This window comes from Nonomuraea sp. NPDC050394 (assembly GCF_044459065.1).
Lineage (GTDB): Bacteria > Actinomycetota > Actinomycetes > Streptosporangiales > Streptosporangiaceae > Nonomuraea.
On record NZ_JBITIO010000007.1, the window covers coordinates 473542 to 490991 of the forward strand.

The 17450-nt window shown below is 72.8% G+C and carries 15 protein-coding genes; 6 read left to right on the plus strand and 9 right to left on the minus strand.

Annotated elements, in window-relative coordinates; genetic code table 11:
- Positions 1 to 67: 67 nt before the first annotated feature.
- The 4 genes from ACIBKY_RS28725 to ACIBKY_RS28740 form a co-directional block, all read right to left on the minus strand.
- Positions 68 to 649: a Maf family protein gene (locus tag ACIBKY_RS28725; protein ID WP_397101217.1), complete on the minus strand. Its 582-nt coding sequence runs from the start codon at positions 647 to 649 to the stop codon at positions 68 to 70.
- A gap of 16 nt (positions 650 to 665) precedes the next feature.
- Positions 666 to 1283 (minus strand): DUF937 domain-containing protein, encoded by a 618-nt coding sequence (locus ACIBKY_RS28730; RefSeq protein ID WP_397101219.1) that lies wholly within the window; start codon positions 1281 to 1283, stop codon positions 666 to 668.
- A 424-nt stretch (positions 1284 to 1707) separates the two neighbouring features.
- Positions 1708 to 3870 carry an ATP-dependent zinc metalloprotease FtsH gene (gene ftsH, locus ACIBKY_RS28735; protein ID WP_397101221.1) on the minus strand — a complete coding sequence of 721 codons (2163 nt, stop codon included), beginning with the start codon at positions 3868 to 3870 and terminating at the stop codon, positions 1708 to 1710.
- 5 nt (positions 3871 to 3875) lie between these two features.
- Positions 3876 to 4994 carry a hypothetical protein gene (locus ACIBKY_RS28740; RefSeq protein WP_397101223.1) on the minus strand — a complete coding sequence of 373 codons (1119 nt, stop codon included), beginning with the start codon at positions 4992 to 4994 and terminating at the stop codon, positions 3876 to 3878.
- 98 nt (positions 4995 to 5092) lie between these two features.
- Between ACIBKY_RS28740 and ACIBKY_RS28745 the strand changes: the two genes are divergently transcribed.
- Positions 5093 to 6049 carry a DUF3616 domain-containing protein gene (locus tag ACIBKY_RS28745; protein WP_397101225.1) on the plus strand — a complete coding sequence of 319 codons (957 nt, stop codon included), beginning with the start codon at positions 5093 to 5095 and terminating at the stop codon, positions 6047 to 6049.
- On the opposite strand, the gene ACIBKY_RS28750 is transcribed toward ACIBKY_RS28745, so the two are convergent.
- Complete coding sequence (locus ACIBKY_RS28750) at positions 6036 to 6698, minus strand: peptidyl-tRNA hydrolase (RefSeq protein ID WP_397101227.1); 663 nt, start codon at positions 6696 to 6698, stop codon at positions 6036 to 6038. The two genes, ACIBKY_RS28745 and ACIBKY_RS28750, sit on opposite strands and share 14 nt — an antisense overlap.
- Positions 6682 to 7968 (minus strand): MFS transporter, encoded by a 1287-nt coding sequence (locus ACIBKY_RS28755; RefSeq protein WP_397101229.1) that lies wholly within the window; start codon positions 7966 to 7968, stop codon positions 6682 to 6684. Before ACIBKY_RS28755 ends, ACIBKY_RS28750 begins: the two co-directional genes overlap by 17 nt.
- A gap of 71 nt (positions 7969 to 8039) precedes the next feature.
- Here ACIBKY_RS28755 and ACIBKY_RS28760 point away from each other — a divergent pair, with 71 nt between their 5' ends.
- On the plus strand, positions 8040 to 8999 hold the full coding sequence (locus tag ACIBKY_RS28760) for a GlxA family transcriptional regulator (RefSeq protein WP_397101231.1): 960 nt from the start codon (positions 8040 to 8042) through the stop codon (positions 8997 to 8999).
- Here the strand turns inward: ACIBKY_RS28760 and ACIBKY_RS28765 are convergent.
- Entirely contained in the window at positions 8990 to 9421 is a 432-nt protein-coding gene (locus tag ACIBKY_RS28765) for a hypothetical protein (protein ID WP_397101233.1), read from the minus strand. The two genes, ACIBKY_RS28760 and ACIBKY_RS28765, sit on opposite strands and share 10 nt — an antisense overlap.
- Positions 9422 to 9479: 58 nt before the next feature.
- Between ACIBKY_RS28765 and ACIBKY_RS28770 the strand changes: the two genes are divergently transcribed.
- From ACIBKY_RS28770 to ACIBKY_RS28780, 3 genes are read left to right on the plus strand one after another with little or no spacing between them, the layout of a single operon-like run.
- Complete coding sequence (locus ACIBKY_RS28770) at positions 9480 to 10211, plus strand: sugar phosphate isomerase/epimerase family protein (protein WP_397101235.1); 732 nt, start codon at positions 9480 to 9482, stop codon at positions 10209 to 10211.
- The gene (locus ACIBKY_RS28775; protein ID WP_397101237.1) at positions 10208 to 11281 is read left to right on the plus strand and encodes a Gfo/Idh/MocA family protein; all 1074 of its coding nucleotides are present in this window, start codon (positions 10208 to 10210) and stop codon (positions 11279 to 11281) included. Before ACIBKY_RS28770 ends, ACIBKY_RS28775 begins: the two co-directional genes overlap by 4 nt.
- Before the next feature lie 50 nt (positions 11282 to 11331).
- Positions 11332 to 11997: an AIM24 family protein gene (locus tag ACIBKY_RS28780; protein ID WP_397101239.1), complete on the plus strand. Its 666-nt coding sequence runs from the start codon at positions 11332 to 11334 to the stop codon at positions 11995 to 11997.
- Positions 11998 to 12016: 19 nt separating this feature from the next.
- Here ACIBKY_RS28780 and ACIBKY_RS28785 read toward each other — a convergent pair whose 3' ends face one another.
- Together ACIBKY_RS28785 and ACIBKY_RS28790 are read right to left on the minus strand one after the other, a co-directional pair.
- Complete coding sequence (locus ACIBKY_RS28785) at positions 12017 to 12706, minus strand: DUF4097 family beta strand repeat-containing protein (protein WP_397101241.1); 690 nt, start codon at positions 12704 to 12706, stop codon at positions 12017 to 12019.
- Between the two features lie 77 nt (positions 12707 to 12783).
- Positions 12784 to 15837: a BTAD domain-containing putative transcriptional regulator gene (locus ACIBKY_RS28790; protein WP_397101243.1), complete on the minus strand. Its 3054-nt coding sequence runs from the start codon at positions 15835 to 15837 to the stop codon at positions 12784 to 12786.
- Between the two features lie 64 nt (positions 15838 to 15901).
- On the opposite strand from ACIBKY_RS28790, the gene ACIBKY_RS28795 reads away from it, so the two are divergent.
- A complete protein-coding gene (locus tag ACIBKY_RS28795; protein ID WP_397101245.1) occupies positions 15902 to 17407 on the plus strand; it encodes an MFS transporter in 1506 nt (501 codons plus the stop codon).
- The last annotated feature ends 43 nt before the right edge of the window (positions 17408 to 17450 follow it).

Consider the following 17450-nt stretch of genomic DNA (forward strand, 5'->3'; position numbering starts at 1 on the left):
GGCCTGGTCAGGTGGCAGGGTCGTGTGACCGGAGGGCGGCGGTGGTGGTCAGCGCCGCGAAGGGCGGCTACCGCCAGTAGGACGTCACCGAGTGGCCCAGTTCTTCGAACAGCGATCGGGTCAGCGGCAGTGAGATGCCCAGAACGTTGCCGTGGTCGCCGTCGATGCCGTCCACGAACCACCCGCCGCGTCCCTCGATGCTGAACCCACCGGCCAGCTGCAGCGGCTCGCCCGAATCGATGTACGCCTCCAGCTCCGCCTCGGTCGGCTGGCCGAAGCGGATCACCGTGGTCGCCGTCTCGGCGGCCTCCCGGCCGGCCGCCACGTCGATGACGCAGTGGCCGGTCACCAGGCGGGCCGTGCGGCCGCGCATCATCCGCCAGCGCTTGGCGGTCTCCTCGGGCGTGCCCGGCTTGCCGTACGGCCGGCCGTCCAGCTCAAGGATGGAGTCGCAGCCGATGACCAGCCCCTCGTCCAGGTCGGAGGCCACCGCGCGCGCCTTCGCCCGCGCCAGCACGAGGCTCAGCGCGGCGGGCGAGTGCGCGGTGTAAGCGTCCTCGTCCACACCGCTGACGATCACCTTGGGATCGAGCCCGGCGGTGCGCAGAAGGGCCAGACGGGCGGGTGACGCTGAGGCGAGGACGATCATCACCCCAGCTTACCGGTCACCAGTCGGGGTTCGACGTGCCCGGAGCGGCCGAGGACGGCTGCTGTTGCTGCTGGGGTGGCTGCTGCGGCTGGCCCTGTGGCTGGCTCTGGGGCTGTTCGCCGCCGAAGATGCCGCCGAGCACCGCGCCCAGCAGGTCCCCGAGTCCGCCGGTCTGCATCCCGGCCTGTTCCTGGTTGAGGTCGTCGGCCACGGCTCCGGCGTCCATGTTCCGCTGGGAGGCGCGGTTGGCCAGCAAGGACATGATCATGGGTGCGATGAGCGGCAGCAGCTTCATGATGGTGCCGGAGTTGATCCCGGCGAACTGTGCCAGCCCCTGCGCCGCCTGCTCCGTCCCCTGCGAGCCGAGAACGTGACCCAGGATCCCCTCCCCGTCCCTCGACAGGCTGGCGACGTCACCGCTGAAGGGGTCGGCGTCTACATGCTGGTCGAGTGCGCTGCGCAGCGACTGCGCGCCGTCGGTGTCCTCGGCGTTGCGGGCCATGCCGCCCGCGATGGTGCCCGTCGCGGCCTCGACGACGCTGCGCGCCGTGGCCGTGTCGGTGCCGAGCAGACCGGCGATCTGCTGCAGTCCGGAGTCGCCCAGTTGTGCGAGTAGCTCATCATTGAGTGACACGACAAGTCCCCCCGATCGTTTGTCTCGGGTGGACCTACCCTCCGCTTTATCGAGCTATTTCCCGAATTGACCTAACTGTCTACCAACACCCCTCAGATCAGGTACGGCCCGCCTCAAACCCACCGAGCCCCCCAACCCCCCCAACCCGCGAGACAACCGGAGCCTCACAAGCGGATCCCGGAACCACGAAACCCGGACCTCCCGAAAGTCACACGGGAGAACCGGGTCCGCCACGCATAGGACCGAAGCCCAAGCCTCGCGCCGTGCAGGCCCCAGAACCGGGTCCTCACGGCAGCTCAGCGGCCATGGCCACGGCTCACGGAAGACCGGCGGGAACCAGGCACTCCAGAGCCGAGGCCCTCAGCAGCGCAGGCCTCGCGGAGGCCCAGGAGGGAACCGGCGCTCAGGCCCCCCGGAAGGCGCGTCAGGGCTTGGGTGTATCGGAAGACTCGCCGGCAACCCCGTTCGAGGCCGGAGGGGTCGAGGTGGACACATCCGAAACAGACGCGTCAGCAACAGACACGTCAGAAGCGGACACGTCAGACACCGGCGACCCGTCCACCGACGGTTCCGGCAGCGGTGCCGGGCCCGAGGGAGCGTCCGCGCCCCGAGGCAGTTCGCCGTTGGCGCGGGGGGCCTCCAGCGGGGTGTTCACCGGCCGGGTGACTCCGGCCGCCGCGTAGGCGCCCGCCTCGTCCAGCGTCTCGTGCTCCAGCAGCGCCACCACGATGGCTTCCAGCTTGTCGCGGTTATCCGTCAGGATGCGCACCGCCACCTCGTAGCACTCGTCCACGATCCGGCGGGCCTCCTCGTCCACGGTGGCGAGGGTGGCGGGTGAGGCCTGGGGCTGCTGGCCGTCGTTCGGGAGGATGGTGAGCGGGCCGACCTTGGCGGACATGCCCCACCGGCCCACCATGCCCCGCGCGATCATGGTGACCTGCTCCAGGTCGTTCTCGGCGCCGGTGGTGATGAGGTCGTACACGACCTGCTCGGCGGCCATGCCGCCCAGGGCGCCGGCGATGCGGCCGCGCAGGTACTTCTCGTCGTAGGCGTAGCGGTCGGTGTCGGGCGTGGACAGGGTGACGCCGAGGGCCCGGCCGCGCGGGATGATCGAGATCTTCCTGACGGGGTCCGCGCCGGGCTGGAGCATGCCGAGCAGCGCGTGCCCGGCCTCGTGGTAGGCGGTCCTGACCCGCTCCTCCTCCGGCATGACGATGCTGCGGGCGGCGCCGAGCTGCAGTTTCTCCAGCGCGTCGGCGAAGTCGGCGGTGCCGACCTTGTCCTTGCCGCGCTTGGCGGCCAGCAGCGCCGCCTCGTTGACGAGGTTGGCGAGGTCCGCGCCGGTCATGCCGGGCGTCGTCTTGGCGAGCTGGTCGAGGCTGACCTCCGCGGCCAGCGGTACGCCGCGGGTGTGCACCTTGAGGATGGCGCTGCGGCCGGCCGCGTCGGGCAGGCCGACCTGTACGGTCCGGTCGAAGCGGCCGGGGCGCAGCAGGGCGGAGTCGAGGACCTCGGGCCGGTTGGTGGCGCCGATGACGATGACGCCCTCGGCGCCGGAGAATCCGTCCATCTCGGTGAGGATCTGGTTGAGCGTCTGCTCGCGCTCGTCGTGCCCGCCGAGGCCGGAGGCGCCGCCGCGGGCGCGGCCGATGGCGTCGATCTCGTCGATGAACACGATCGCCGGGGCGACCTTGCGCGCTTCCTCGAACAGGTCGCGCACCCGGGAGGCGCCCACACCGACGATCATCTCGATGAACTCGGAGGCGCTGGCGGAGAAGAACGGCACGTTGGCCTCGCCGGCCACGGCGCGGGCCAGCAGCGTCTTGCCGGTTCCGGGCGGGCCGGCGAGCAGCACGCCCTTGGGCAGCTTGGCGCCGAGCCTGCGGTACTTGCCCGGGTCCTTCAGGTAGTCGACGATCTCGACGAGTTCGTTCTCGACCTCGTCGATGCCGGCCACGTCGTCGAAGGTGACCCGGATCTTGGAGCTCTCGACCGGCTTGGCGGCCTTCGACTTGCCGAGCCCGCCCAGGCCGCCGCCGCCCATCATGCTGGCGCCGCGGCGCATCACCCAGATCCACAGGGCCGCGAGCAGCAGCACGGGCAACAACGACAGCAACAGGTTCAGGAAGAGCCCGCGCCCGCCGACCGGGGTCGACGTGATGTTCACGCCGGCGGCCTTCAGCTGGGCGTCCAGCTGGTCGGTGTTGGCGAACACCGGGATCTCGGTCTCGAACTTCGTGTACTGCTTCTTGTCGTCGGGGTCGGTCGCCGCCGCCTTCAACTCACCCTGGACGGACGTGCCCTCGGCCGAGATGTCCTTGACGTTGCTGGCCGTCACCTGCTTGGTGAACTCCGTGTAGGAGATCGTCTCCACGGGCTCGCTGTCGAAGAACGACGAGACCAGGAAGAAGCCCGCGTACACCACGAGCAGTGTCACGACGAAGCGCCACCAGTTGATCTTGGGACGCCCGCTTCCCGAACCACCCGGCAGGCCCTCGGCGCGCCAGGGCTTCTGCTTGTTCTTGTCCTGCTCCTGAGGCGGCCCAGAGCGTTCCACGGCGTCACTCCCCCAAATCGCCGCATCCATGATCTCTACCCTAGAACACGGGCACCAGAGACGACGCGGTAGATGTCACGCCAACGCTTACGTTGCGTGTCCGGTATCGAAGCGAACACCAGTCCCGGCTTGGCCATTCCCCCGTCCAGCACGACCACGGCGGCGACCGAGGACCGCTTGCCGTACTTGACCTGGTAGATCGTCGCCCAGCCGCCCTTGACCGGCTGTGAGGTCAGCCAGCGGACGGTGGCGCCCTTGGGGTGGAGGTTGAGCGTCCAGCGGGCGGCGAGCAGCGCGGTGTCGCGCGGGTTCTTCTGCGCCTCGATCGGGACGGGGCAGCTCACGATCATGCCGCGCTCGGCGCGGCCGCGCAGCTTGGGGAGCACCTGCTTGCTGGTGAACGGCGCGCCGCGGTGCCGCTTCCAAGGCCTGCCCAGCAGGGGTACGGCCACGCCGCTCCGCTTGTCCGCGAGCACGCGGCGGCCGGGCTTGGGCAGCACGGCCTTCTTCGGCTTCCCCGGCACCTCCGGCAGGCGGGCGTCGGCGTAGAAGGCCTCCATGGCCGTGTATCCGGGTGCCAGGGACGCGCCGGGCGAGGGCGTGGGCCGGGGAGTGGGCCGCGCCGCCGCCTGGGAGACCGACGGGGCGGGACTGGGCAGCGCGGGCACCGCCGCGGAGGGGGTGACCGCGGGCTGCGCCGTGCCGCCGGGCTGCGCGGTGCCCGCGGGCGGCACGGCGCCCAAGCTCGCGGCCGACGTCGTCGCCGGCCCGGCGGACGCGCCGGTCGACGGCCCGCCGGACACGGAAGGCTCGGCGGACGTGCCGGCCGAGGGCTCGGCGGAAACGATGGCCGACGGCTCGGCTGACGTGCCGGTTGAGGGCTCGGCGGAAACGATGGCCGACGGCTCGGCGGAGGTTTGGGCGGACGAGGTCGGCGGGGCGGTCGATGGCGCGGCGACCGGCCGTTCCGCGACCTCGTCCGGCCCGGACGGCCCGGAGGGAAGTGCGAGCACGACAGCGACGACGGCGACCGCCGCCGCGACGAGCACGGCGAGCCCGCGGTAGACGTCCCGCATGCGCAGGTCGCCGATGCGGGAACGCCTTGGCGGGGAGGCGTTCTTCGGCTTGTCCGCCGTTGTCACACGGGAACCCACGGTCCCACCTTCCCCATCGAGCACGACGGGAGCGTACGACAAATCCAGCTATTGCGTGCAAGAAGCTACGGAAGTGTCATCATGGCAGGGTGCACCAGGTGGAGCTCCGATTCCATCCCGCCTCGCGGGAGACCCTGACCCACACCAACCTGTCCGCGGTCCGCCATGACGGCGCCGGCCTCTGGCTGGCCGGTGACGAGACCGCCACGATCGAACACCTCGCCTGGAACGGCGAGCGCTACGACGACCAGCGAACCTTCCATCTGGCCGACTACGTGGACCTGCCCGCCGGCCCCCACGACGAGGCCGACATCGAGGGCCTGGCCAGGACCGACGGCCAGCTGTGGCTGGTGGGTTCCCACAGCCTCAAGCGGCGCAAGCCCAAGTCCAAGGACCCGGAGAAGGCCGCCAGGCGCCTGGCCACGGTGCTGCGCGAGGAGAACCGGTTCATCCTGGTACGCCTCCCGCTGGACCCGGTCACCAACAGCCCGCTGCCCGGCGAGATCATGTCCGGCAAGGAGAACCTGGCCCGGCACCTGGACGACGACGAGCACCTCGCCCCGTTCCTGGCACTGCCCGGCAAGGACAACGGCCTGGACATCGAGGGCATCGCGGTCATCGGCCGCCGGGTCTTCCTGGGCCTGCGCGGGCCGGTGCTGAGGGGCTGGGCCGTGGTGCTGGAGGTGAACCCCGTCCCCGCCGACCGGGGAAGGCTACGGCTGGCGACGCCATACAAGAAACACTTCCTGGACCTGGGCGGGCTGGGCGTGCGGGACCTGTGCCCCTACGACGGCGACCTGCTGCTGCTCACCGGCCCCAGCATGGATCTGGACGGGCCGGTTCGGGTGGTGCGCTGGCGGGCGGGCAAGCACACGGACGTGGTCAGCGCCCAGGACCTGGAGACCGTCGCGGAGCTGCCGTTCGGGATCGGCTTCGACCATCCGGAGGGCCTGGCGATGTTGCCGGACGGGCGGTTGATGGTGGTCTACGACTCGCCGGGTCCGCACCGCCTCACCCCGCAGGGCGGCGTGCTGGCCGACATCATCGCGTTCTAGAGCCCGCCAGCCAGGGCGCTTCCGCGACGAAGGTGCACGAGCCCGGCGCGATCTCGGTGAACCCGGCGTCGCGCACCACCGGCAGCCCGCTGCCGGACAGCGCGTCGAAGCGCTCGCGCGAGGGCGCCGTGCGGACGGAGACGGCCAGCCCGCGCTCGGTCCAGGCCGCCCGCTCGGCCGTCCCGCTGGCCCACCAGGCCAGCTGGGCGGCGTGCCCGGCCTGCGCCATGGCCTTGCCCGCGCTCATCTCCAGCACGGGGTTCTCCCACAGGACGGGTGGCTCGGCGGTCGGTACGGCGGCGCTGTCGGCCAGGTCGGTGCCGGACACCTGAAGCCTGGACAGGTCCTTGGGCCACCCGTCGAGCGGGACGGGCGGATGCACGCGGACTTCTGCCGACCGGTGCTCGACGGTACGGCCCGGCAGCGCCAGCACCCGCGCCCACTCGGCCCCGCGCGCCCGGCGCACCACCTTGCGGATCTTCCCGGTGGCCTGCCAGGCGAGCAGTTCCTCGCTCCACTCCCCCGGATCGGCCAGGACGCTCAGCACGGCCATCGCGGCCGCCTCCAGCGCGTCGGTGCGCTCGGGCGGCGAGGTCCGCTCGATCCTGACCACCAGCGGGAGGACCCTCAGTTCAAGCTCGTCGTTCATCGCTGACCAGCATGCCCGACGGCGTCCCCGCGAGCGGGCGCGACCCCCTTCCGATGGCCAGCGAGAGCGCGGCGGCGACCAGGCAGAGCGCGCCGGCGGCGTACCAGGCCAGGTCGTAGCTGCCGAGCTGATCGCGGGTGAGGCCGGCGAGCACGGCGGCGATCGCGGCGCCGATCTGGTGGGAGCCGAACACCCAGCCGAACACCACGCCGCCGTCGGCGCCGTAGATCTTTCGGCAGAGCGCGACGGTGGGCGGGACGGTGGCCACCCAGTCGAGGCCGTAGAAGATGATGAAGACGAGCATGCTCGGTTCGGTGGTGGCGGCGAACAGCCCCGGCAGCACCATCAGCGACAGCCCGCGCAGCGCGTAGTAGACGCCGAGCAGGACGCGCGCGTCCATCCGGTCGCTGAGCCAGCCGGAGGCGACGGTGCCGACGACGTCGAAGATCCCCACCAGCGCGAGCAGCCCGGCGGCGCTCGCCTGGGGCATGCCGTGGTCGTGCGCGGCGGGGATGAAGTGGGTGCTGACCAGTCCGTTGGTGCTGGCGCCGCAGATGGCGAAGCCGCCGGCCAGGAACCAGAAGGGCCGCGTGCGCGCCGCCGACCTGAGCACCGACAGCGCCCTGACCGCCGCGTTGACGGCGGGCGGTTCCGTACGGCCCGCCCCCGGCTCGGCTCCCAGCGCGGTGGTGCCCACGTCGGCCGGGTGGTCGCGCAGCAGCCACCACACGAGCGGGACGACGACCAGCGCGCACCCGGCCACGGTCAGCGAGGCCACCCGCCATCCCGGTCCCTCGGCCAGGTGGGCCAGCACGGGCAGGAAGATGAGCTGCCCGGTGGCGCCCGCCGCGGTGAGCAGGCCGGTGACCAGGCCGCGGTGCCGTACGAACCAGCGGTCGGTGACGGTCGCGGCGAAGACCAGCGCCATGGAGCCGGTGCCCAGCCCGACCAGGACGCCCCAGAACAGCAGGAGCTGCCACGACGCGGTCATGGCCAGGGTGCCGCCGCTGCCCGCCGCGACCAGGAGCAGGGCGACCGAGACCACGCGGCGCATGCCGAAGCGGTCCATGAGGGCGGCGGCGAAGGGGGCGGTCAGGCCGTACAGGACGAGGTTGATGGAGACGGCCAGCGAGATCGTCGCGGTGGACCAGCCGAACTCGCGCTGGAGCGGCTCGATCAGGACGCCGGGGGTGGCGCGGAAGCCGGCGGCGCCGAGGATGGCCACAAAGGCCACGGCCGCCACCAGCCATGCACGGTGCAGTCTTCTCACCGGATCATGCTGATCGATCCGATGACGCGGGCGAAAGTGGCCGGAGAGCCAATATGTGAAAGAATCAGGCCATGGTGCATCGTGTCGCGGTTGTCGTGCTCGACCATTTCGCCACGCTCGACCTCGGCGTGCCCGGCCAGGTGTTCCGGGTGGCGGAGACACCGGACGGCGAGAAGCTCTACGAGATCGTGACGTGCTCGCCCGGCGGGCTGCCGGTGCGGTGCGACGCCGGGTACTCGGTGACGCCCGACCACGATCTCGGCGTGCTCGAGACCGCCGACACCGTGCTCGTGACCGGCGTGCACGGCGGGCCGGTGATGGTGGACGGCACGCTCCCCGGAGACGTGCGCGCCGCGCTCCAGGGGCACCGGCGCATCATGTCGATCTGCACGGGCGCCTTCGTGCTGGCCGCCGCCGGGCTGCTCGACGGCCGCCCGGCCACCACGCACTGGCGGGAGGCTGCGCGGTTCGCGTCGTTGTTCCCGCTGGTCGAGCTGGATCCCGACGTGCTGTACATCGACGACGGCGACGTGCTCACCTCGGCGGGCGTGGCCGCCGGGCTCGACCTGTGCCTGCACGTGATCAGGCGCGACTTCGGCAGCGAGGTGGCCAACCGGGCCGCCCGCCGGTGCGTGATGCCGCCCTCGCGCGAGGGCGGGCAGGCGCAGTACATCGACCGGCCGCTGCCCGACCCCTCCGGCACCAGCACCGCGGCCACCCGCGCCTGGATGATCGGCCGGCTGGCCGAGCCGCTCGACCTGACCACGCTGGCCGCGCACGCGGGCATGAGCGTGCGCACGTTCACCAGGCGCTTTCGCGAGGAGACCGGGCTGAGCCCGGCCAAGTGGCTGACCGGGCAGCGGGTCGGGCACGCCAGGGACCTGCTGGAGGCGACGGACCTGCCGGTGGACGAGGTGGCCAGGCGGGCCGGGTTCGGCACGGCGGTCTCCCTGCGCCAGCACCTGCACGCCGCGGTCGGGGTCTCGCCGCTGGCCTATCGCAACACGTTCACGCGGACGGTTCAGGTCTGACGCCGTGAGCCCGCGTGCTCCTTGAGGAAGTCGACGACGTCCTCGGGCAGCGGCGTACGCAGCGCGAGGCGGAACGAACCCGTCTCCGGCTCCCGCACGATCAGCGAGTGGCCGGTGTAGACGAGCGTGGCGCGCGTCAGGTCGACCCGGACGGTCCGGTACGCGACCTTCCTGACCAGCGTCGTCCCCTCAAGCCAGGCCGCCGTGCCCCGCCTCAGGAAGATCCAGACGCCGATCAGCCCCAGGATCGGGACCCCGGCGAACAACCCCAGCGTCACCGCGGTCTGGAACGTCGTCATGCCCGCGCCCAGCGCCGACATGCTCGCCAAGGCCACGAGGATCAGCACCACGAGGCTCGCGCAGCCGCACCCGCTGCGCAGGCCGGCACCCAGCGAGACGTCGAGCTTGATAGGGGAGGTCACGTCCCTAAGGTAGCGGCGTGGTCGAATGGGTAGAGCGGCCACCTGCCTTGGAGAGTCGATGATCAATCCCCTCAACGTCCAGCTCTACTCCGTCCGCGACCCCCTGTCAGCAGATCGTGACGGAACGCTGCGCCGGATCGCCGGCATCGGCTACCGCGCGGTCGAGCCCTTCGACCCCATGAACGACCCCAAGGGCATGCGCGAACTCTGCGACGAGCTGGGCCTGGCCATCCCCAGCACCCACGCGTACGCGCTGCTCGGCGAGGAGACCGGCCCCGTCTTCGAGGCCATCGCCACCCTCGGCGCCGAGCTGGCGATCATCCCGGGCGGCATCCCGCACGAGGAGTTCGCCACCCGCGACGGCCTGCTGCGAACCTCGGAGCGTCTTCTCGCCCTGTCCGAGCAGGGCCGCGAGTACGGCGTGCGCATCGGCTACCACAACCACTGGTGGGAGATCGAGCCGGTGATCGACGACCGCCACGCTCTCGAATTCCTGGCCCCCGAGATCTTCCTGGAGGTCGACACCTACTGGGCCTACGTGGGCGGCGCCGACGTGCCCGCGCTGCTGCGCCGCCTCGGCGACCGGGTGCTGGCCCTGCACGTCAAGGACGGGCCGGGGGTGAAGGACCAGCCGCACACGGCCGTCGGCTCCGGCGTCGTGCCGGTGCCGGAGATCCTGTCGGCCAGGCCCGGCGCGTTGCGGATCGTCGAGCTCGACTCCTGCGACGGCGACATCTTCGACGCCCTGGCCGCCAGCCACGCCTACCTCAGCGCCCTGGAGGTGCGATGACCGGCGTGGCGATCGTCGGAGCGGGTGTGATCAGCGCCGCCTACCTGCGCGTCCTGGCCGGCTTCCCGGAGATCGAGGTGATCGGGGTCGCCGACCTCGACACCGCGCGGGCGGCCGCGGTCGCCGCCGAGCACGGAGTGCCGGTCTCCGGCGACGTGGCATCGGTGCTGGGGGTGCCCGAGGTCGAGATCGTGGTCAACCTCACCGTGCCTGCGGCGCACGCGGCCGTCGGCCTGGCGGCGCTGCGGGCCGGCAAGCACGTGTACGGGGAGAAACCGCTCGCGCTCGACCTGGACGAGGGCGAGAAGCTGCTGACGGAGGCCGAGGGGCTGGGACTGCGTGTGGGCAGCGCCCCCGACACCTTCCTCGGCGCCGGGCTGCAGTCGGCCGGGCGGGCGCTGCGCTCGGGGATCATCGGCGAGCCGGTCGCGGTCACCGCGGCCGTGCAGGGGATGGGGCCGGAGGCGTGGCATCCGAGTCCCGAGTTCTTCTACCTGCGGGGCGGCGGGCCCATGTTCGACCTCGGGCCGTACTACCTCACGGCGCTGGCGGCGCTGCTCGGCCCCGCCGTACAGGTGGCGGGCAGCACGCGCAGGGCCCGTGAGCTGCGGGTGGCGGGCGCGGGACCGCGGGCGGGCACGACGTTCCCCGTCGAGGTGGCCACGCACGTGCACGCGCTGATCGACCTGGCGAGCGGGCCGTCGGTGTCGGCGACGTTCAGCTTCGACTCGGCCGTCCCGAGGCGGCGGATCGAGATCCTCGGCACCGAGGGCGCGCTGTCACTGCCCGACCCCAACACCTTCGGCGGGCCGCTGCTGGTGCGCGGGCCGCGGGAGGCGGACTGGCGCGAGCTGCCCGTCGAGGGCTCGCAGGTCGGTCGCGGCATGGGCGTCCTGGACCTGGCCAGGTCGCTGCGTGACGGCACGCCCCACCGGGCCTCCGGCGCGCTCGGCCTGCACGTCCTGGAGATCATGACCGCGATCACGGAGTCGGCCGGCCAGGGCGAGTTCCGGCGCCTGCGCACGAGCGCGCCGCTGCCCGAACCGCTGCCGGACGGCTGGCTGGACTGATCGAAGGGGGTCGGGGGAACCGAAGCCGGGATCCGCACGTTGACCCGGACATGCGTAGCTCCTTCTTCGGCAACCTCGACCCCCAGCAGGCGCAGGGCTCCTTCGCGCTGCAGAACACCAAGATGCTGCGGGTACGGCTGCCGCAGGAAGTCCTGGCCCGCCAGGGCTCCATGGTGGCCTTCCAGGGCCAGATGACCTTCGACTACGAAGGCTCGGGCGGCGTGAGCAAGCTCTTCAAGAAGGTCATGACCGGTGAGGGCGTGCCCCTCATGCGGGTGAAGGGCGAGGGCATGCTCTACCTCGCCGACAACGCCGACGACATCCACCTGTTCTACCTGGAGAACGAGGGCCTGACCGTCAACGGCCGCAACCTGCTCGCCTTCGAGCCGCAGCTGACCTGGGACATCAACCGCGTGCAGGGGGCGGGCGTGGCCGCCGGCGGGCTGTTCAACACCACGGTCACGGGCACCGGCTGGGTGGCGGTGACCGCCCACGGCAGCCCGGTCATGCTGGACGCGGGGCAGGCGCCCACGTTCGCCGACGGGCAGTCGGCGGTTTGCTGGAGCGCTGGGCTCCACGTGGGCGTCAACCGCACCTTCAAGGCGGGAGCGCTGATCGGGCGGGGCAGCGGCGAGGCCATGCAACTGGCCTTCCAGGGGCAGGGCTTCGTGCTGGTGCAGGCCAGCGAGGGCCCGCCGATTCCGTCGGCGTCCTAGGCGGCCGGGCTGCTCGCCCCTACACGGGCAGGACGGTGACGTCCCCGGAGCCGGCCTTGACCGAGACCTTGCGGGTGGCGGACGGGTCGTTCTTCACCGAGACGGTGGCGTCGCCGGAGTCGGCGACGGCCTGGATGGCGTACGGGCCCGCGGGCAGTTCGAGCACGGAGTTGCCGGAGCCGGTGACCAGGTCCACCTGGTCGGGGGCGGCGGCGTAGGTCAGCTTGGTGTCACCGGAGCCGGTCTTCACCGAGACCGACTTGCCCAGCAGCCCCGTCCCCACCAGGTCCCCCGAGCCCACGCTGGCCACGATCGGCCCGGTCACGCCCTTGAGCGCGATGTCGCCCGAACCGGTCTCCAGGTCGAGCTGGAGACCCTTGGGCACCTCGATCTTGTAGTTGACGCTGCAGTTGTCCATGGCCGCCGGGCAGTCGTACTTCATGACCAGCGTGTCGCCCTCGACCTTGTGCTCGGTCTCGGGCTTGTCGGAGTTCCACTTCAGCGTCTCCACGACCTTGATCGCGCCACCGGTGCCCTCGCGGATCTCGGTGTCGCCCGAGCCGCCGGCCAGGCGGAGCTTCACCACCTTGTCCGTCACCGAGTAGTTGACCGTCTCCTGGTTGGCGGCCTTGCCGATGTTCTGCAGCCCGCACCCCGTCAGCAACACCGCGGAGGCCAGCAGGCCGCCCGCCAGCACCATCGTCTTCATGACCATCATCCTGGCGAACCGGGCCACCGCCCCGCATCCGGGTACACCCCTGACCCGCCCTCGGGGGAACCCGGAGGTCAGCCGCGGATGCGGGCCGAGACGCGGTCCACGTCGCGGCGTTCCGCCTCCGGCAGGGGCGCGCCCGCCGACGCGCGCAGTCGCGCGGCCTGCTCCAGCAGCGCCGCGGCTTCGGCGTTCTCGCCCGCCAGCGAGCGGGCCCCGGCCAGGCCCTCCAGGGCGAGCGCCTTCGCGCGGGGATCGCCGCTGCTGTGCGCGGCGGCCAGACCCTCCTCGTGCAGACGGCGGGCGTGGCCGGCGTCGCCGCGCAATTCCGCGACGAAACCCAGCTCGGCCAGGAGCAGGGCCACGCCGTAGTCGGCCTCCAGCGCGCGGGTCCACTCCAGCCACCGGTTCAGGTGCGCCTCCGCGTCGTCGAGGCGGCCCTGGCGGCGGGCCACCATGCCCAGCCCCACCTCGGCGAACTGCACCCCGAACGTGTGCGAGCGCTCCTGGGCCACCCGCAGCGCCCGCTCGTGGTGGCGCACGGCCGCCTCGTAGTCGCCCGTGAGCATGGCGATGCGGCCGAGGCCGGACAGCCGGAAGGAGACGTCCAGGAACAGGCCGACCTCCTCGGCGATCCGCACCCCCTCGGCGTGCAGGGCGGCGGCCCGCTCGTAGTCGCCGTTGACCTCGGCCAGGAAGCCCAGCGTGTCGCCGATCTGGACCTGGCCCCAGCGTTCGCCGAGCCGCCGGAAGCGGCGCGCGCTGTCGGAGCCGTGGCGTTCCAGCCCGGCCAGGTCGCCGCGGAACGTCGCCTGCCCCGCCTTGACGGCGTGCACGGCGGCCAGGCCCCACGCGTCGCCGGTCTCGGTGAAGTCGTCCAGGGCGACCTCGGCCAGTTTCTCGCTGGCCGACAGGTCGCCGAAGTTCAGGTGGGTGAAGGCGAGGAACCACGCCGCCATCCCCCGTGCCCCCGGGTCGGCTCCGAGCAGGTCGAGGGCGCGCCGGCTGCGCTCGCGGCGGTCCTCGCCATCGGCGTCGAGCAGGGCGAAGCCGGTGTGCCAGGCCAGCACCCGGCCGTCGGCGGTCAGCTCCAGCACCGCGCCCATCGCCCGGTGCGCCTCCCGGTGGCGCCCCCGCAGATACCAGTACCAGGCCAGCGCGACGACCAGCCGCACCGCGAGCCCGGCCGCGCCCCGGTGGAGCGCCTCGTCCAGGACGTTCCTGAGGTTGGCCGACTCGTCGTCCAGCCGTTCCAGCCAGCGCCGCTGGTCCTCGCCACGCAGGTACGGCGCCGCCCGCTCGGCCAGGTCCGCGTAGTGGTCGTCGCGGCGGCGGCGTACCTCGTCGAGCTCGCCGGCGGCGCGCAGCCGTTCCACGCAGTAGGCCGCGACGGACTCCAGCAGCCGGTAGCGCGCCCCGTCCGCCGTCACTACCAGCGAGCGGTCCACGAGCCGCGACAGCAGGTCGAGAACGTCGTCCGCGGCCACCTCCCCGCCCGCGCAGACCTCCTCCGCCGCCTCCAGCGTGCAGCCCTCCGCGTGGACAGCCAGGCGGCGCAGCACCACGCGTTCGGGCTCGCTGAGCAGCTCCCAGCTCCAGTCGATCATCGCGCGGAGGGTGCGCTGGCGGGCGGGGGCGTCGCGCCGGCCCGATGCCAGCAGGCGGAACCGGTCGTCAAGCCGCTCGGCCAGCCCGCGTACGCCCAGCGCGCGGACCCTCGTGGCGGCCAGCTCCAGCGCGAGCGGGAGGCCGTCGAGGCGGCGGCAGATCGCGGCGACGGCGGCCGCGTTGGCCTCGTCGAGCGTGAACCCCGGTGCGGAGGCGGCGGCTCTGGCCACGAACAGGCGTACCGCTCCGGCCTCGCGCAGGGTGGCCAGGCCGGCGTCCGGCTCGGGCGCGCGCAGCGGCGGCACGGCCAGCAGGACCTCGCCGGTCAGGGCCAGCGGCTCCTGGCTGGTGGCCAGCACGCGCAGCTCCGGCACCTCGCGCAGGAGGATGCCCACCAGCTCGGCGACGGGTTCGATGAGATGCTCGCAGTTGTCCAGGACGAGCAGGGTTCCCCGGCTCCGCAGCGCACCGACCAGCCGCCGGGTGATCCGCGGCACCTCGGCCGCCGGGGCCTCGGGGGTGGGGGCCTCGTCGCGGATGTCGAGGGCGGTGGCGATCGCCTCGGCGACCCCGTCCGTGTCGGCGCTCCCCGGGCGGTGCCGTCCCGCGAGCTCGACCACGAGCGCGCCGTCGAGGCTCCCGGCGGCGGCCAGCGCGAGCCGGGTCTTTCCCACGCCGCCGGGGCCGGTGAGCGTGACCAGCCGCGCCGTGCCCAGCGTCGCCCTGACCTCGGACACCTCCTGGTCCCGGCCGATCAGCTCCGACGGGGAGATCGGCGCATGGGGGCGCAGTCGGGGCGCGTGTTCGAGGATGGCCTGGTGGAGGGCGGTCAGCTCGGGGCCGGGGTCGAGGCCGAGTTCTCCGGCCAGCCGGGCGCGCAGGTCGGCGAAGGCGGCCAGCGCCTCGGCCTGGCGGCCGGAGAGGTACAGGGCCCGCATGTGGGCGGCGCGCAGCCGCTCGCGCAGCGGGTGGGCGGCGGCGAGGCCGGCCAGCTCGCCCGCGAGCGCCCCGTGCTCGCCCAGCTCCAGGCGGGCCTCGGCGCGTTCCTCCAGTGCGGTCAGCCGCTCCTCTTCGAGGCGGGCGACCGCGGCCGTGGCGAACGCCTCGTCGCGGAAGCCGGCGAAGGCGGGGCCGCGCCACAGCGCCAGCGCCTGTCCCAGGATCGCGGAGCGCTCACGGGGGTCGGCGCTGGCCCGGCCTTCTGCCAGCAGCGTGGTGAAGCGGGCGCTGTCCACGGCGTCCGGGCCGGCTCGCAGGAGGTAGCCGGCGGGGCCGTACGCCACGAGGTCCTTGACGCCCAGCGCCCGCCGCAGCTGCGAGACCTTGCCCTGCAGCGAGTTGGCGGGGTCGCCCGGCAGGTCGTCGCCCCACAGGTCGGCGGCCAGGCGGTCGGCGCTCACCGGGCGGCCGGGCTCGACGAGCAGGTCGGCCAGGAGCGCGCGGACCTTCGCCTCGGGGACCCGCACCGGCTCACCGCCGTCCGTCCACACCTCGAGCGGGCCGAGCACCCCGAAACGCATGGCTCCCAACCTACCCTCAGACGGCCCTCAGCCGACCGTCAGCGCCCGGGGCCACCCTGTCCGCATGAGAACCGACATTGAACTCAAAGCCGGTCCCAAGGAGTGGATCGGCCTGGCCGTCCTGGCCCTGCCCACGTTGTTGCTGTCGCTGGACGTCACGGTGCTGCATCTGGCGGTCCCGCACCTGGGTGCGGACCTGAATCCGTCCAGCACCCAGACGTTGTGGATCATCGACATCTACGGCTTCATGATCGCCGGTTTCCTGGTCACGATGGGCACGCTCGGCGACCGCATAGGACGCCGCCGGCTGCTGCTGGCGGGCGCGGCGGCGTTCGGGGCCGCGTCGGTGCTGGCCGCCTACTCCGCCAGCGCCGAGATGCTGATCGCCGCCCGCACGCTGCTGGGGGTGGCCGGTGCCACGATCATGCCGTCCACCCTGTCCTTGATCAGCAACATGTTCCGCGATCCGCGCGAGCGCGGGCTGGCGATCGGGGTGTGGGCGACGATGTTCTCGGTCGGCATCGCGCTCGGGCCGGTCGTGGGCGGGCTGCTGCTGGAGAACTTCTGGTGGGGGTCGGTGTTCCTGCTGGGCGTTCCGGTGATGGCGATCCTGCTGGTGGCGGCGCCGTTCCTGCTGCCGGAGTTCCGCGACCCGGGCGCCGGGCGGCTGGACCCGCCGAGTGTCCTGCTGTCGCTGGCGACCCTGCTCCCGATCACCTTCGCGATCAAGGAGCTCCCCGTGTACGGCCCGCGTCCCCTCCCCCTGATCGCCCTGGCGGCCGGGCTGGCGGCGGGAGCGGCCTTCGTGCGCAGGCAGCGGCGGCTGGCCGACCCCCTGCTCGACCTGAGGCTGTTCGGCAACCGGGCCTTCCGCGGCGCCCTGTTCATCATGCTGATCAGCCTGGCCACGCTGGGCGCCGTCTACCTGTTCGTCACGCAGTACCTGCAACTGGTCGCCGGGCTGCCGCCCCTGCGGGCGGGCCTGTGGCTGCTGGCTCCGGCGATCGGCCTGGTCGTGACGTCGATGGCCGCGCCGCTGCTGGCCAGGCGGATTCCGGCCGGGCACGTGCTGGCCGGGTCGCTCGTGCTGTCGGCGGCGGGCTTCGCGCTGATGACGCAGGTGACGGCGGCGACGCCGCTGTTGCTGCTGGCCGCCTTCTTCCTGCTCTACGCGGGCTCGGGGCCGATCACCGCGCTCGGCACCGACCTGGTCGTGGGGGCGGCGCCGCCGGAGAAGGCGGGGGCGGCCTCGGCGCTCGGCGAGACCAGCGGCGAACTGGGCCTCGCGCTGGGCATCGCGATCCTGGGCAGCGTCGGGACCGCTGCCTACCGGGGCGCCATGACCGGCTCGCCCGCCCTGGACGGGGTGCCCGCGGCCGCCGCCGAAGGGATACGCGAGAGCCTGGCCACCGCGGTCGCGACGGCCGGCGGGCCGGGGGCGCCGGCCGGGCAGGTGCTGGCGGCGGCGAAGGAGGCGTTCACCGGCGGGCTCACCACCGTCGCGGCGATCGGCGCGGTGCTCATGGCGGGGGCGGCGGTGCTCGCGGTGCTCACTTGGCGCCGCTCGTGACCTGTCGCCAAAGGGCCCGGACCTCCGGGCCCTTCAGGCGTCG